Source organism: Clostridium tanneri, assembly GCF_033659955.1.
In the GTDB taxonomy this organism is placed as follows: domain Bacteria; phylum Bacillota; class Clostridia; order Clostridiales; family Clostridiaceae; genus Clostridium_AM; species Clostridium_AM tanneri.
In genome coordinates this window covers 75,201-92,014 of the sequence record NZ_JARUJP010000017.1, presented here as the reverse complement: position 1 = coordinate 92,014, position 16,814 = coordinate 75,201, and the positions used below count along the sequence as shown (strand labels likewise).

General features: G+C 35.0%; 15 protein-coding genes. 1 reads left to right on the top strand and 14 read right to left on the bottom strand.

The window, feature by feature from the left end:
* Positions 1-623: 623 nt before the first annotated feature.
* The 5 genes from P8V03_RS14075 to P8V03_RS14055 are packed head-to-tail and all read right to left on the bottom strand — an operon-like array spanning position 624 to position 5,564.
* Entirely contained in the window at positions 624-1,844 is a 1,221-nt protein-coding gene (locus tag P8V03_RS14075) for an MFS transporter (protein WP_318798639.1), read from the bottom strand.
* Between the two features lies 1 nt (position 1,845).
* Positions 1,846-2,634 carry an ABC transporter ATP-binding protein gene (locus P8V03_RS14070; RefSeq protein ID WP_261673134.1) on the bottom strand — a complete coding sequence of 263 codons (789 nt, stop codon included), beginning with the start codon at positions 2,632-2,634 and terminating at the stop codon, positions 1,846-1,848.
* Entirely contained in the window at positions 2,635-3,639 is a 1,005-nt protein-coding gene (locus tag P8V03_RS14065) for a FecCD family ABC transporter permease (RefSeq protein WP_318798638.1), read from the bottom strand.
* A gap of 1 nt (position 3,640) precedes the next feature.
* Positions 3,641-4,633, bottom strand: coding sequence for a FecCD family ABC transporter permease (locus P8V03_RS14060; protein WP_318798637.1), 993 nt, complete (start codon positions 4,631-4,633; stop codon positions 3,641-3,643).
* Complete coding sequence (locus P8V03_RS14055) at positions 4,617-5,564, bottom strand: ABC transporter substrate-binding protein (protein WP_318798636.1); 948 nt, start codon at positions 5,562-5,564, stop codon at positions 4,617-4,619. Before P8V03_RS14055 ends, P8V03_RS14060 begins: the two co-directional genes overlap by 17 nt.
* Before the next feature lie 179 nt (positions 5,565-5,743).
* Between P8V03_RS14055 and P8V03_RS14050 the strand changes: the two genes are divergently transcribed.
* Entirely contained in the window at positions 5,744-6,745 is a 1,002-nt protein-coding gene (locus tag P8V03_RS14050) for a helix-turn-helix domain-containing protein (RefSeq protein WP_318798635.1), read from the top strand.
* Between the two features lie 50 nt (positions 6,746-6,795).
* Here P8V03_RS14050 and P8V03_RS14045 read toward each other — a convergent pair whose 3' ends face one another.
* From P8V03_RS14045 to P8V03_RS14005, 9 genes are all read right to left on the bottom strand, one after another.
* Positions 6,796-7,497, bottom strand: coding sequence for a pentapeptide repeat-containing protein (locus P8V03_RS14045; protein ID WP_318798634.1), 702 nt, complete (start codon positions 7,495-7,497; stop codon positions 6,796-6,798).
* Between the two features lie 168 nt (positions 7,498-7,665).
* A complete protein-coding gene (grdD, locus tag P8V03_RS14040) occupies positions 7,666-8,841 on the bottom strand; it encodes a glycine/sarcosine/betaine reductase complex component C subunit alpha (protein WP_428978981.1) in 1,176 nt (391 codons plus the stop codon).
* A gap of 5 nt (positions 8,842-8,846) precedes the next feature.
* On the bottom strand, positions 8,847-10,388 hold the full coding sequence (gene grdC, locus P8V03_RS14035) for a glycine/sarcosine/betaine reductase complex component C subunit beta (RefSeq protein ID WP_318798632.1): 1,542 nt from the start codon (positions 10,386-10,388) through the stop codon (positions 8,847-8,849).
* Between the two features lie 131 nt (positions 10,389-10,519).
* Positions 10,520-10,993 (bottom strand): glycine/sarcosine/betaine reductase complex selenoprotein A, encoded by a 474-nt coding sequence (grdA, locus tag P8V03_RS14030; RefSeq protein ID WP_261673126.1) that lies wholly within the window; start codon positions 10,991-10,993, stop codon positions 10,520-10,522.
* 32 nt (positions 10,994-11,025) lie between these two features.
* On the bottom strand, positions 11,026-11,343 hold the full coding sequence (gene trxA, locus P8V03_RS14025) for a thioredoxin TrxA (RefSeq protein WP_318798631.1): 318 nt from the start codon (positions 11,341-11,343) through the stop codon (positions 11,026-11,028).
* A gap of 40 nt (positions 11,344-11,383) precedes the next feature.
* Positions 11,384-12,325 carry a thioredoxin-disulfide reductase gene (gene trxB, locus P8V03_RS14020; protein WP_318798630.1) on the bottom strand — a complete coding sequence of 314 codons (942 nt, stop codon included), beginning with the start codon at positions 12,323-12,325 and terminating at the stop codon, positions 11,384-11,386.
* Between the two features lie 40 nt (positions 12,326-12,365).
* On the bottom strand, positions 12,366-13,910 hold the full coding sequence (locus P8V03_RS14015; protein WP_318798629.1) for a glycine betaine uptake BCCT transporter: 1,545 nt from the start codon (positions 13,908-13,910) through the stop codon (positions 12,366-12,368).
* Positions 13,911-14,021: 111 nt separating this feature from the next.
* Positions 14,022-15,335, bottom strand: coding sequence for a betaine reductase selenoprotein B (gene grdH / locus P8V03_RS14010; RefSeq protein WP_318798628.1), 1,314 nt, complete (start codon positions 15,333-15,335; stop codon positions 14,022-14,024).
* A 15-nt stretch (positions 15,336-15,350) separates the two neighbouring features.
* A complete protein-coding gene (locus tag P8V03_RS14005) occupies positions 15,351-16,676 on the bottom strand; it encodes a glycine/sarcosine/betaine reductase component B subunit (RefSeq protein ID WP_318798627.1) in 1,326 nt (441 codons plus the stop codon).
* Positions 16,677-16,814 lie beyond the last annotated feature (138 nt).

Below are 16,814 nucleotides of genomic sequence, written 5' to 3'. Positions count from 1 at the left end.
ACTCTCAATTTAAAAGTTTGTGACTCATTACTGTTTTGTTACTTTAAAAGTAACTCAAAGAATTGCTGGTTTATTTTAAAAACAAGTTTTACTTATCTTTACCTCTGTTTAATTTTCAAGGATCATATCGTTTGTTAACGACTAGATTTACATCTTATCATTTTCATATCAACTAGTCAACTAGTAATTTATTACTGCTTTGTAACTTATTACGTTGCTGACAGCTTCTATATAATATCATGCAAATCAAATCTTTGTCAACACTTTTTTAGTATTAATTTTAATTTGTTTGCTTGCCGCTCATCCAAGCGACGAATGTTATTCTATCACCTTTAATAATACTTTATTGGTATAATAAGTTGGATTTACTTAGTTTATGTCGGAAATCCACTAATATTCTTTTAAATACTTACTATTTAGCATATGAACACGCCTGGACAAGTTTTTCTATACTAAGGTTAAAACTAGAATATACATCAAAAGAGACATAGCCGCTGACAACGTACAACTTGAAGAAAAACAGAGAGTCCAATATGAATATTAGGGCAAATAGTCATCGGATAGAAGTGAAAAAGCCCCAAACTATTAGTATGGAGCTATTGTACATTTTATTGCCGATAGTATTAAATTTTTCTAACATTCCATTTTATAAAACCAACTACTCCTATACTTAAAATAAAAGATAGTATTAGGATATTATAAAGGCTTAGATTAATATTTATAAGTTGTCCATATATTAATTGACCAGGTGCAACACTAGCTGTTGCAACAGCAGTGGAAAAAGCACTTACCTTTCCAAGCATATCTTCTTTTACTTCTTGCTGAACATAGGTTAAGGATATTGTATTAGACAAAGCTAAAGACAACATTATTCCAAACCCCCCTACTGAATAAAGTCCTAAAATAACAGATTTGCTTGACATAGTTAAGTAAGTGGCTGCCCCCATAGTTATAATAGCTATTACCATAGGATACATTGTTTTATGTATTGCTTTCATTTTAAACAATTTAGGTTTAAAGGTTATAAGCATTCCGCCTAGTATCATCCCTAAAACAAATATTGCTTCAACAAAACCATATACGGATGCAGACATATTCAATTTTAATTTAATAAAATAAGGAGATACAACAGTCAAAATTGGTACTACAAAAATATTAGTTAACCCATAAGAAAGGATAATTCCAAGTACAATTTTCTTTTTTTGTTTCAAGTATGTAAAACTTTTTTTCATTTCCTTAATGGATTGTGAAATAGGGTTTTTAAATTTTTCTTTTGCTTCTAAATCTGGAATATCTAAAAACATCTCTAAAATAGCTGATAGCAAAAAGCTAGTAGCATTTATTATTACTATTACTTTTATTTCAACAAAGCTATATAATAATCCGGCAATTATAGGTCCAATTAAGTTAACTACAGCTCCAACTTGTTGAATGATTCCATTAGCAGATGCTAATTTTTCCTTTTCAACAATTTGTGGAATAGAGGCTGTAACAGAGGGACTATATAAAGTATAAACTATAGATAGTATAAACATTATGATTCCTACTATTATGGTATTATCTCTTCCACTCATTAGTATTATTGAATACACAGCCATTAAGGCGCTACTAAAAAAATCAAGGTAAACCATTATCTTTTTTCTATTTACTGTGTCTGCTAGTAGTCCTGCTATTGGTGCAAATAGTATGTATGGAACAGTTGAAATTGCTAATATTGTTGAAAAGACAGCAGCATTTCCTGTTAAGTCTAAAATGTATAAAGACATACAAAATCTTTGAACTGCATTTCCAAACAAGGATATTACTTGTCCAATAACTACTATAACAAAGTTTTTATTTTGCATCTTAACACCTTATAAGTTCATAATCTATGCAAATAGGGTAATTTTTGTTTTCACTTAATTGTAACTTACCCTCAATCCCATAAATGTCTTTTAAATTTTCTTTAGTTATAGCCTCTTTAGGAATACCTTCACAAATAACTTTACCTTTTTTTAATCCGATAATATTGCTTGCAAATCTGCAGGCATTATTTAGTTCATGTAATACCATAACAATAGTAATACCTTTTTCCTTATTCAATTTCTCTAATACTTGCAATACTTCAAGCTGATAAGACATATCTAAATAGGTAGTTGGCTCATCTAGCATGATTATATCTGTTTCCTGAGCTAAGGTCATTGCAATCCAAGCTCTTTGTCTTTGTCCTCCAGATAAGTTATCTATTTCTCTATCTGCAAAATCCTTAAGTCCTGTTTCCTCTATTGCCCAATCTATAATTTCTTTATCATGAGACTTGAGCCCGCCTATCATCCTTTGATGTGGAAATCTTCCAAAGGCAACTAATTCTTTTACCGTGATTCCACTTGGACAGACTGGCCCTTGAGGTAAAAAAGCTACTTGGGTTGCTATATGCTTCTCTTTTTGCATTTTAATATTTTTTTCATTTATAAAGATATCTCCGCTTTTGGGCTTTATTACCCTTGCTATTGTTTTTAGCAAAGTTGACTTCCCGCATCCATTTGCCCCTATAATAATACTTATCTTACCTTTTGGAATGGAAAGATTCATATTATCTATTATAAGATTATCTTCATAGGCTACTGATAAATTCTTTACACTAATAGCTTCCATCTATTTCTCCTTCATCATTAAATAAATAAAATATGGTACTCCAAATATTGAAATCGTAATTCCAACTGGTATTTCAATTGGAGAAAATAAATTTCTTGAAACTGCATCTGCAACTAAAATTATTACTATACTTACAAGTGCAGATATTGGTAAGAAATTTTTATGATAAGGCCCAACTAGCTTTCTTGCTATGTGAGGAGATATTAAACCAATAAACCCCACATTTCCTGCAAAGGCTGTAGCGCCGCCAGCAAGTATAACTGCATAGGATAAAAACTTCTTTCTTTCCTTATTTAAGTTTAAACCAAGAGCAACTGAATGTTCATCGGATAAACTAAGAACATCTAATTTTTTATAATTCAACAATACTATCACAAACATTAGGGTAACTAATGGAATTATTATTTTTGCATAGCTCCACCCTGATCCCCAAAGGCTTCCCGAGGTCCAAATTAATACTCTATTATAATCACCAACTCCGCTCCTAAATGTAAAGAAAGTAATAAAGGCATTTAACCCTGCGTTTATTCCAAGTCCTATAAGGAGCAATCGTTTTGGTTTAATCCCATTTCTACCTGATAGGTAATAAGTTATAAAGGCTGAAATCCCTGCTCCTATAATAGCGATAACAGGCAATACATAAACAGATAGAGGTCCAAGTACACTATAGTAATTTACAGTTTTTAATGAAATAAATATGACTGCTGCTACTGCTGCTCCAGCATTGATGCCAATTATACCTGGATCTGCAAGTTCATTTTTTGTTATAGTCTGCAGTAGTGCTCCTGCTGTAGACAGGGCTATACCAACAGAAATTCCAACTAGCATCCTGGGAAATCTAAGATTTAAAATTGCTGCATTTTGAAGTTTAGTTCCCTGTCCTAGTAGAGTTTTTATACTATCTAAAGGAGCTATTTTATAAGTTCCCCAGCATAGATACATAATAGAAGACAGTAATAATAAAACAAATAATACTAGGGCTGTTATTCTAAGTCTTCTTTTCATGTTAACCTCTCTCCTTCCTTGCCATAGCTATAAAGAATGGAACTCCTATTAAGGCCGTAAATATTCCAATTGGGGTTTCATAAGGATTATAAACCATTCTTGCAGCTATATCGGAATAGACTAAAAGTATAGAGCCTAATAAAAAAGAAAAAGGTATATTTTTTCTATAATCTTCTCCAAATATCTTTCTCACTATTTGTGGAACTATAAGTCCAACAAAAGCTATATTCTTTCCAACAGCTACTGCAGCTGCACACATTGGTATCATAACAAGAAAAGTTATTAATCTTATTCTTTCTGGATTTTCTCCAAGGCTAATTGCCACGTCATCCCCTAAGTTTAGAATATTTATTTTCTTGGATAGGAAGATGGCTATTATTAAACCTAGAATTCCAAATACTGCAACTAGGTAAAAATCTGCCCAAGTTGCATTCCTAAAACCTCCAGAAACCCAAAAGGCAATAAATTGAGATCTATTTGATAAAAGTCCTACTATAGTCGTTAAGGAAATAAAGAAAGTGCTCATGGCAGTACCTGCTAAAAGTATTTTTGTAATAGATCTATTATTTGATTTTCTAGAGGTAAATCCTAGTACGATAGCTCCACTAAATACTGCTCCAATTAACGAAGCTATCATAACATTTGTAGTATTTATGGTAATTTGTGCAGCATAGAATATTGCCACAACTAAGGTAGCTCCTTGGCTTACTCCAAGAAGTGAAGGTTCTGCTATTGGATTTCTTGTAACTCCCTGAATCATAGCTCCCGTTACTCCCAAAATCCCGCCTGTAAATAGCACGCTTAGGGCCCTAGGAATACGCACGTCTCTAATGAGCATAAGTTCCAAGGTTTCACTATAATTAAAAATACTATTCCATATTTCTGTTATCCCAATATGGATGACTCCTAGACTTATAGCTAGGAATACACCGATCATTAGAATAAAAACACCGCAAACTATAAAAGTCATTGCATTTTTACTGCTTTGTTTCATTTAACATCTCCATTATTTCATCTAAAAGTACTTGTCTACCTATTGAACTATATCCTTGTACAAAGTAAGGTGAAGAAGCTAGTTTGATAACTTTACCTTCTTTTACTGCAGGCAAACTGTTCCATATTGCATTTTTCTCAAGGGATTTTAAATCCTCACCTGTTCCAATAATAAATATATAATCTGATTTTATTGAAGCTAATCCCTCATAAGTTAGCACTGGTAAACTTATATCCTTTTGTGCCGGCATACCCTCTGGTTTACCTAAGCCCATATCTTGATATAAAACACTACCAAAACCAGCTCCGTCAAATACGTAGAATTGACCGCCACTAGCTAGGAAAGATAAATAGGTTGTGTCTTTACCATAAGCTTCTTTAATTTTATCTCCAAGTTCCTTTGATTTTTTATCATAATTAGTTAACCAAGTATTTGCAGCTTCTCCTTTATTAAAGACTTTTGCTAAGGCCTTAACGTCTTCCTTCCAGTTTAAAGCTTCTAGTTTAACCATTACTGTTGGAGCAATCGCACTTAATTGATCATACATTTTTTCTTGCACTGTTGATATTACTATTAAGTCTGGATTTAAATTCATTATTGCTTCAACATCCATAGTATCCTGCATGCTATATCCTATTATCTTGGCACCTTTTAATGTATTCTCTAAATACTTAGGAAGCTTTGTATAATCATAAGCATCACTATTAGCAGTTCCTATTACCTTATATCCTAAAATTGATAAAATATCACTATTACCACTTAAATCAACTATTCTTTCAGGTTTTTCTGGAATCTCAACTTGTCCTTTAACATCTGTTACTGTAACAGTCTTCTTTTCTTCTTTTACAGCAGAAGGTTGTGAACAACCAACAAAAAGGGTTAAAGCCATACAAGCAAGCAAAACTGTTTTTAATACTGAATTTTTTTTCATTTTATATCTTCCTTTCGACAATGAAATTCTTCTTTTTCTAACAAAGCTAATTGTACATGATTTTCATTCTCAATACAATAACTGCATCTAACTTAATTATTTTTACATCTTATTTAACTATTTTTCCTTGAAAAATTAGGAATTATTAAATATAATTTTGTTATTAAAGGAGGAATTTTATGATAGTAAGATCTAGTGAAGAGTTTAAATCTGTAGTTTTGGAAAAGTTATCCTTTGATAAAATTGAAACTAAGAACTATACCTTATATACAAATAAAAATAGGCCTGAACTTGGCCATTTAATTAGTTATTCAAGAGATGGTTATTATAATTTAGGTATTGCAGACTATACAATATCTGAGGATTTTAATCTATCTTTTGATAATCCTGAGCTGCTAATGCGCTTTGGCGTGGTTTATACAGGAGCTACAGAATTTAAGATTGAAAACAATCCAGTGTCCTCTTTTACCCCTTCATCCTTCTTTGTTATTGAAAAAAATCTAAGAGGTAAACAAAGCTGGAAAAAGGGTCAGCACTTTCATGGAACGGAAATAACTATATATGAGAGTTATTTTAATGAAATAATAAAACCTAACTTTCCAAATATAATGGGCTTCGATTCTTTTATTAAAAATTATACTTATACTTATCTGCCCTTGGAGATTGTAGAAATAATTCATCAGTTACAAAGTTTAACTAATGAAAATTCCCTAAATAGTATTTATCTAGAAAGCAAAATTTTGGAGTGTATAGCTATTTTAATAAATGAGGTTACTAAGTCTCCTGAAAATGCTTTTACTAATCAGATTAACTACGGAAACATCAATATTGGTGCTGATAGGGTGATTAAACTAACTTCCTCCGATATCCGTGCTATTCAAAAAGCCCATGATATCTTAGAGAAAAATTACAGCAAACCTCCTAGCATTGGAGCTTTGAGCAAGATGGTGTTTTTAAATGAACAAAAGTTAAAGGCAGGATTTTCAAAGCATTATCATATGTCCATTGGTGAATATTCAAGTAATATTAAAATGACTGTTGCTGCAAATCTTTTATCTACAACAGATTTAAGTATTGAAGATATAGCTCATAAAGTAGGTTATAGTTATTCTGCAAATTTTTCTAAAATGTTTAAGAAGATTTATGGACAAACTCCATTGAAATTTAGAAAAACAAAGTAAACAAAAGGCCTGCCAGTATAGTACTCGCTGGCGGCCCTTACTCTTTCCTTTTAATAGTTTTTTGCTTCTTCTCTTGTCATCCAAAAATGAATACCCCTAGTAGAGTCCATCCATCGATCCTCATTAAAATCTTTTACTTCTACCCACTGACCTACGCGGTAAACAAAATTCTCATCTACCAAAGACCAAGCTTCCATGTAACTTTCTTTATAGTCGAAACTTTTTATTGTGAGCACCTTTGCTCTGTTGCAGCGACAAGAAGGTAACGTAGCAGAAGTCCGCTTTGCATCTGCTGGTATTAGAAGTTGTACCAAGCGGTCATTAAGACATTTCTTATATCCAAGAAAGGCTCCCTTCTCTGGACAACGTAAATGAAACCATTTTGTATTCTCATCAGAAATAATGCCATCCAATTTAGCATACTCTAACACTGCACCATATAAATTTGCGCCTTCAATGTTACAGCCTGACATATCTGCATACCGAAGAACTGCACATTCTAAATTTGCATGTTGAAAATTCGTCTTGCGTAAGGTACATTCATCAAATAATGTATTAGAAACACTACTGTACTCTAGATTGGCCTCATCAAACTTAACTCGATGGAATGCACTCAGAGAGAAATCAATATTAGATAAATTCCAGCTTGTAAAATCCATATCAGAAAGTTCTATCTCTTTTAAAATAAGTCTTTCCTTTGGTTTTCTAGTGTTTAATATCTCTTTAAATTCCTCCTGTGATAACTTCCACATGACACTTTCCCCCTTTTACAGATCCATCACATATACTTTATCAACCTACATTAATTCCACCTTAAGTATATACCTTAAATATGCATATAATCAATTCATATTTCATTACCATAGTTTTTCTATTAATGATGGACTCTGCAAGGGTTTAAACAAAAATTTAAAATCTATTTAGTCAGTCAAAACTCCAGACTTAACCAATACTTCTCTTGACTGGTCAAGCTTTAACTCATTTACCTTTATAATAGGGCCTGTACAGCCCATGCCGCTCTCTGCATAAATCCCTGCTTTCCACAAGGTTTTCTCTGCAGCTTCAATATCCATTACATCTATACCTGTTATAACAGCAGTAGCTACTTCCTGAGGCGGTGCCTTAATGTCTTCTTCAGCACTTTCATGTTTCACTTCTTTGGTTAAGCTGCTTAACACCTGGTTAAATTGAGCTTCTTTAACCTTCCCAAATTCAGTGTTAGCTACTTTTGAAAGTCCTCCCCTTACTAATTCCGCTGCATATTCTAGTGCATTGGCAATTACAGGTGCTCCAGATGCTCTGGACACAATTAGAATAGTTCTGTTATAACCATCACCAATTCCTGGTCCATACCCATATCCGAAGCCTTCATAGCTTCCTCCAGTAGTGTATGAAGAAAACATCTTCATTAATAGGTTTCCTGTTAGTGTATCTGCTACCATAACATCTGATGTGGCTGTAAGCAAATCATTTCCTCTCATTACAGCACCACCATCTGCACGTATGGATTCTGCAAAATTTATTTTATATCCATTGCTATTTAACTGCTTAAGTGCCTTTTCTACCTGTCTTGCTCCATCCAAATTTAAGATTCCAACAGTAGGATTTTCAATACCCATGGCCTTTGCAGTTATAATACCATATAATGCATTTTTAACCATTGCCTCTGTTCTATGCATTGAAGAAGTGCCTGTAGTAGTAGCTAAGAACATTTGCTTACCTATTCCTGGAGTTACTACCCTTCCAACTGTTGAAACTCCTATTGGAAAGTCATAGTGCATAGTAACTGCTGCCTGTATGTATTTTTCATCAATAGCATTTTCCATCTTTCTATACATTTCTTCTTCAGTGTTTGCTTCGATAATTTCTAGCTTCGTGTCAACCTTTGGACCTATTAATACTATATCAAAATCCTTTGCTTTTTTTGCTGCATATTCTGCTCCACTTACAACATTATTAACACCGTGTTCACTGCCTAGGACTGTTACCCCAATTTTTATTTTAGTGGCAAAACTGCCAGTCTCTATTGCATCCGCAATTTTCATAAAGGTCTTACCTATAAGCTGCTTCACATCTCTGCTTTCTTCCATTATCATCACCTCTATTCTTCCATTAGTTGTGACGCTAAATTTCTCATTGCTTTTGCTATTACCTGTTCTATTTTTTCCTCAGAAAAGACTTCTTCTGATTTTTTTGTTTCTTCTGTGTTTCTTTCCATAATAATTGAAACGCCATCAAATAAATTTGTCATACGTCCTAAGAATAAACTTCCTTTTCCTACTATCATAACTTTATTCAGATTTCCCTCTGTTAAAGCCTCCTTTGCAAATCCCACATAAGGTACTCCAGAAGGAATATGACCTTGAGTTGGAGCCCATCCTGGCATACCATGTTCGGTAACAAAATTCTTTAAATCTTTTCTATCCAATTGCTTCTTTTTAACTGCTAATGCAGCAATCATCTTATAATTTGCTTCTGGCACATCACCAGCACCAGCTGGCTTTGTAATATCTGGATTTTGCATTTCAACAGAGAACTTGTCTATATCAGTCATTTTCATATTAATTTTCTCTAAAGGAGCACACATAAGGGAGTTTACTACAGCTTCTGGTGATGAGCCAGTTCCCACAGTATGTCTCCCAACTATATCTGTTCTTAATATAGGATTTACTCCATCATTTGGGCCTACTAATATTGCAAAACCACCTAAGCAATCTTCTAAAATAGGCATATTATTTTTCACATGATCTTTACCATTCATGCCTAATTTTGCAGTTGCTCCTCCACCTACTATAGCTACATTTTTATATACTCCGGACTGAACTAAGGAAGCTGCTGTTATTAAAGCATGAGTTGGTCCAGCACAAAAGCCTCTCATGTCAGCACCAGTTGAATTAACACAACCTGCTGCTTCTGCTATTGACTTTGCAAAGTTTCCTCCACCTCTTTGGTTCATATCTCCACAGGCTTCTTCTGAACACTCTATAACATATTCAATTTCTTCCACATTAACGTTGTTCTTCTCAATTAGATTCATTAAAGCTAATGCTCCTGAAGCTTTTACCGCTAGATTTTCAAGCATAGTGTGAGAACCTAAGTTAGCATCCACTTCATGGGCTTTTTTTACACAACCTACTAACTTACCATTATTATATAAACCTTCTGCACCATTTTCTTTAACAAGGATTTCTATTTCTGACAAGTCAACTCCCTCTTTAGTTTTAGAAAGCTGTAAACTATTAACTAGTGGGTGATTGCTTAACTTTTCTTTAATAGTTTCTACAAAAGATTTTTCAAGATATACTAAATCAAATACATCACATATTTGAAGTAAAGCTATAAACTCATCCTGAGGCATAATCTCTCCGAATCTTCCAAAACGGCAAGAACCTTCAGCTTTTTTATCCCACCAAGGCAAAGAAAATTTGTTCAAGTCTTCTGGCTTGATATTTCCTATATAGGTCTGATTAGGCAAATAGTTTACAGCCTCTTGGAAACTTCTGAGATGATTAGGTAATTCTTTAAGATATTCTGAATCTGAATTGACTATTCTTTCTGTTGTTTGAGTAGTCCCATTATGAAACACCATATCCGGTGTATGTACCAAGACATACCCTGCCCCTCTTACTACTGAATAATTCATTTTAACACCTCCGAGATTTTAATATTACTTGAAACTCTAACAATATTTAGTATAGACATCCAAACTAGAAAGGTGACTTATCCGGGGAGATATCCGTAGGATAAGTCACCTTTCGGTGTTATGGTTCCATACTAAAGAAACTTACAGAATTCATTTCTCATTGTAGACATTTCTCCTATAATTCCATCTACATCAAGAACCATTTCCATCATTCCAATTTGTTCATCATATACTTCTGGATTAACAAGTTCTTTAAGTTCTGGCTCTACTACATGATAAGCTCTTAGTCCTAACTGGACTCCTGCCAATGGACCTGCAAAAGTAGGGTCTCCATTTGTAACTGTTTCAGCAGCTAAACCTGCTGCTTCAGCTTCTGCGGCACCTAATATTACTAGCATATTTTCAGCACCATATTTTTCTGTTAATGTTTTAACCCTATTTTGATTTTCCAAATCCATTGCACCTGCTGCTGTTCAGACAAAGCATTCTGTTGAAGAAAATACAACTTCTGCTCCTGTACCGTCTAAACATTGAGCTATTGCTGGAGCAGGTATACCATCTCTGTCTCCAATGATAATAACTTTTTTACCTTCTAATAAACTCATTGTTTTTCCTCCTTATTTTAAATTATTATTTATTAAAGATGCTTTGATATCATTGCATCAATACTTTCTTTTGTAGCATCTTCCTTTACTACTTCCCCAATTTTTTCTCCGTTTTTATATAAAGAGATTGTTGGAAGTCCAAGTACTCTTTGGGATATTGCTAATCTTCTAGCCTTTGTAGTATTTAGTTTGCAAAACTTAACTTTACCTTCATACTTTTCAGCTAATGCTTCTACATCTGGCATTAAAGCTTGACATGGTACACAGCCATCTCCAAAATAGTCTACAAGAACATAGCCCTCTGCTTCTAATACTTCAGGCTTAAAGCTATCCTTATCTACAATTAACATATTACCTGCCACCTTTCTTTTATTAAATTAGGTTATATTATTAAAAATTGTTTTCTATATATTTTTCTGCTTGTACAGCAGCAATAGCCCCATCTGCTGTTGCTGTAACAACCTGTCTTAAAGGCTTTTCTCTTATGTCCCCAGCTGCAAATACCCCTTCTATGTTGGTTTCCATTTTGTCATTGGTAATTATATATCCGCTTTCATTCATCTGGATTTTTTCCTTAAATAAATTGTTTATTGGTAGATATCCAGTAAAAACAAATATACCGAAAGTACCATCCTCTTCATCAGCAAAGTATTCGTGAGTTTCACCAGTTTTGGTATTTTTAAATACTGCTGATTCTAATATTCCATTACCCTTTATTTCGCTGACAACAGTATCCCACATAAAATGAATCTTTTCATTTTTGAAGGCCTTTTCCTGTATAGACTTTGCAGCCCTTAGCTCATCTCTTCTATGAACTACTGTAACTTTTCTAGCAAACTTTGTTAGATAAAGAGCCTCTTCAATAGCAGAGTCTCCCCCACCAACTACAAAAACCTCTAAATCCTGAAAGAAATCTGCATCACAGGTTGCACAGTAAGATACTCCTTTACCAATTAATTCATTTTCTCCAGGACATCCAATATGTCTAGGTGCTGCCCCTGTGGCAATAATTACGGTTTTAGCCTGATATTCCTCATTTTCACCTTTCAACACCTTGATCTTTTCACTAAAATCTACTGCTTTTATAGTGTCCTTTTTTCTTTCAGCGCCGAAGTGCTCAACCTGTTCTTCCATTCTAGCTATTAAGCTCGGGCCTGTAGCATCTTTTACTGATCCAGGATAATTGGCTACCTCATCTGTAATTACGATTTGTCCTCCTACCTTACCTCTTTCAATTATTAAGGTTTTCAGTCTAGCTCTTGCTGCATACAAGCCAGCGGAAAGTCCTGCCGGTCCAGATCCTAAGATAATAACGTCATATATATTATTCATACCACACCTTCTTTTTTAATATTTTAATAATATTTACTTACTACTGAGATAAATCTGCTTTTAGTTCACCATTTTCAGATACTACTATTTCTTCTTTAACTTGCTCTTCCCGAAGAGCCTTGTATATGCTGTAGCACATAATGAGCATGATCAACATGAATGGAAAGGCAGCAGCAATAGAAGCGGTCTGGAGTGTCTTTATGGCAGCAGTACCCCCTACTAGAATAAGCATTATAGTGACAGCCCCCTGGGCAATTCCCCAAAACCCGCATAGTTTTTTACTTGGGTTAAGATCTCCTCCCGATGTCAGCATGCTCAGTACATAGGTCGCTGAATTAGCAGCTCCTGCAAAAGACGCGATGATCAGGATAATCGCTAGCGGCGCAGTGATGAAATAAAGTGGTAGGTGCTGCAACGTTGCAAATAAAGCGGTGGAAACATCGGTTTTAACAGCTGCCTGAATGGCACCCTGTGACAATGCATCTAGATTAAAGGCAGCTCCCCCATAGATTGCAATCCATATGAGGCAGAAACCAGAAGGCAGGAACACTGATGCAAGTATGAATTCGCGAATAGTACGTCCTCTGGAAACACGTGCTATGAACTGACCTACAAATGCTGCCCAGGCAATATACCAAGCTCTATAGAATATCGGCCAGGCTTTAGTCCATTCAACATTGCCCATCCACAGACTCTGTCCGATAAAGTTTTGAATGTAATCACCAAGGGTGTGAGTAAAATTATTTAGTATAAATACCATTCCACCAAAGAGGAAAATAAATATCATAAATCCAATTGAAAGCCATACCTTCACGTCAGCAACAGCCTGCATCGCCTTATGCAGTCCGGATACGGTGGCTAGAGTAAATATCGCTGTCATGATTGCGATAACAATAGCAGTAATACCAGGTGTCGCTTTAATTCCCCAGATATATTGTATTCCTGTAGCAATCTGACCAGCCCCCAGTCCCAAGCTGGTTGCTACACCAAACATCGTCGCAAATACTGCTATTACATCGATGGCTTTACCGATAGGTCCCCGAATACGGTCACCAAGGATTGGGTAAAAAGCTGAACTGATTAGGCATGGAAGACCTTTTCGATACTGGAAATATGCCAGAGCTAAACCGCAAACGGCGTAAATAATCCATACATGAATACCGAAGTCATTAAATACAATCCGCATGGCATCATGCATAGCTTGCTCAGTCCCCGGTTGTCCTACAGGTGGTGACATATAGTGAACCATCGGTTCAGCAATTGACCAAAAAACCATTCCGATGCCCATTCCACCTCCAAATAGCATAGTAAACCACTGGAAATTTGTAAATTCCGGTTTTTCATCATCCAATCCTAGCTTAATATTACCAAAGCGGCTGAGAGCAATAGTAAATATAACCACTGTAAAGACAGATACTGATATAAGATATAGCCAACCAAAATTAGTAGTTAAAAATGCTAACACACCATTAGCTGCTTTGGCCATTTGAGATGGCAGAATTATACTAAATGCTACAAATACCAGAGCTATACCTGCAGAAACATACAGAACCGACCGGTCTTTTGATTTTTGTTCATTTGACATATTTAATTTTCCCCCCTTCGTAAAACTAATCTAAAATAGGTCTCATCCATTTTGACAAGACCTATTTAGTTATATGAAACTCCTTCTCCTTTCGTCGAATGAGTAAGCGATTTAGATTTTTACTTTAAAAACAGTTTGCTCCTCAATATCAGTTGCTAGAGCATCTAAAGCTACACCAACTCTGTGATATCTTAACTTCCACTGTGCCTCTTTAGAATCTGCAGGGTTTCCTAGTGGATATGGTATGGAAATAGTCGGTACTATTCTATTTGAACCTACTGTTGTTGCTACGGGAATAAGATTACACATTTGAACAACTGGGAATCCAGCTCTTTCAATTTCTTTTACCATTGTTGCACCGCAACGTGTACAAGTTCCTCAGGTGGAAGTTAGTACAACTGCATCTACATTGGCTGCTTTTAAATCTTCAACAATTTCTCTTGCCATTCTTGCAGCTTCACCTTGGGTAGTTCCAGTTCCAACAGTGGAATAGAAATACTCATGAAGCTTACCCATTTTTCCTTCTTTTTCATAGGCTTTAAAGGCATCTAATGGAACTATTACATTTGGATCTGCATCAGCAGCTGCAGGGTCAAATCCCGCATGTATTGTTTTATATACTCCACCCTCTAATCTATCTAATTGTGATACATTATATTTACCCCATCTTGTTGCTGAAGCAGATTGTATTCTATCAGGGTTGTCCACAGGAACTATACCTCCTGTTGTTACACAAGCTATAGTCACTTTACTTAAATCCTTGATAGCTGGTGCTATTGGCACTCTATCCATCTTAGGAATAGGCAGTTCAGTTTGGAACTCTTCACCTTTTAATTTCTTTAACATCATTTCCACTACTCTATCAGCAGCTGGTTTTCCTGATTCAAGCCAAACCTGATGTCTCTTACCTCTTCCGTAATATCCTTCCTCTTCTGCAGAAAGAAGCTTCTCTCCACTTAATACTTTATTTCCAAAGTCAGCCATTGCCTTTATGTCTTTTCTCATTCTTCCAGCATTGTTTCCGCCTTTGAATATATACACATCCTTCTTAAACATTTCAACACCAGGGTTTTCAATGTGCATAGAAGATATAACTGGTACATTAAATTTTTCTTTTACAGCTTTGCATATAACTCCACAAGCATTTCCATATCTTCCAGCCTGGAATGCAGGGCCTGCAAAGAATATGTCAAATTCCTTACCTTCTAAGAATCCTAATATTGTCTCTACTGCTTCCTTTTCATTAGATCCCATGAAGTTATCTCCACATATTATTGTGTGGGTAACTTCTGCATCTTTTAGTTGTTTGTTTAATTCTAAAGCTGGCCCAACTAAACCCTCTCTTATTTCTGGAGAAAAATCTGCTTTATCTTCTCCACCTATCTGTCCAAAGAATTGATTTATATATAAAATTGCTTTTTTCATCTAAACTGCACCTCCTTAAAACTCTCTCATTGTTTTTGGTGACCATCCTGAGGCTTGATCTCCGCAGAACATTGCGTTGTTTTCCATAATAATTGAACCGTCTTCTCTAACAGAAGGTCCTAAAATTTCATCGTTTGCCCAACCTCCAGATAAACCATCTCTAGCTAAAGATTGTAGTTCACCTATAACAGTTTCCATAGGAGGAAGCTCTATTAACTCTGAAACGTTTCCAGTGGATACAATAGCATCTGCTTTTATATCTAAGGATACTAATGGCTGAGATTCTCCATCTCTTCCAGTACATTCGTTAGTAATACCACAGGTTTTAACTCCAGCCTCTTCTAGTGCAACTATGCAAGCTATAAAGTCTGCATCAGGATTTCCATAACCTTCTTCTGCAACAATCGCCCCATCTGCTCCTAAGGATTTTGCCATTTGAGCAACAAATAAAGCTGCACGTTTCTTTTGTTCTAATGCTACATTAAGATTAGACATTATAACCCCTAAAAAGTTAAGTGTCTTTCCGTGTTCAGCATAAAGTCTCTTAATGGTTGGATTATTCTGAAAATCATAGGTTGACCACTTTGATGAACAAGGCATAAAACTTCCTGAAATCAAAGCTCCATCTAAAACTTCATTGGGATGCATAAAAGTAGGTACCATATGATTTGTATCCCATCCATACACTAAATCGTTGTATCCCATTTCCTCCATCTGTGATTGAGGCTGCATTACAAATACAACAGATGGCAATTCTTGAACCTCTTTTGATCTCTTTATAACTGGCTCTAATTCAAAAGTCTCTATATCTTCTGGCTCTAAATCCTTAACACAGTTTCCTATAAACTCTGCTAATTTATGTCCTGCCCATCTTAAGGCCTTATTCTTCTTCTGCTGTTCATGTTTCTCAAAGTCCTCGTCTGTGTCTCCTACAAGTACAATATTCTTTAATTGAGAATAATAAGTATATTTTGCCCCTTCTCCACTCATATCTATTAAGCCATCCTGGAATCCTCCCCAGTGCTTTCCAACCACTAAGACGCTGCAGCCTTTAAGTGCATGAGTTCGTCCATCACCTACGGCCACCACATCTCCTGTAACACCTGGAAATAAGGTATTGCCATTTACTTTTACCCTTGGCTCAATTGCCTCTTTTACAGGAACTAATCGAACCTTATCTCCTGGCTTTACAATTAATAAGTCTGCCTCTGTAATATGTTCATCTTCTAAAACAAAATCTAGTGCCTCTTGCTTGTTTACTGTTAAGATTCCATTTTTGTAAGAGGTCTTCTCTCCAAAAACAATATCTTTTACATAAAAATTTCCAATTTCTAATTTCACTTATATCCCACCCCTTCTACATAAATATAAATGTTTTCAATTTTACTATGACATGTAACTAATACAATAATTTAACAGTACTGCTTTGATTAAATATTATCATAATTGCGACTATTTTGTAAACACAATTATATTATA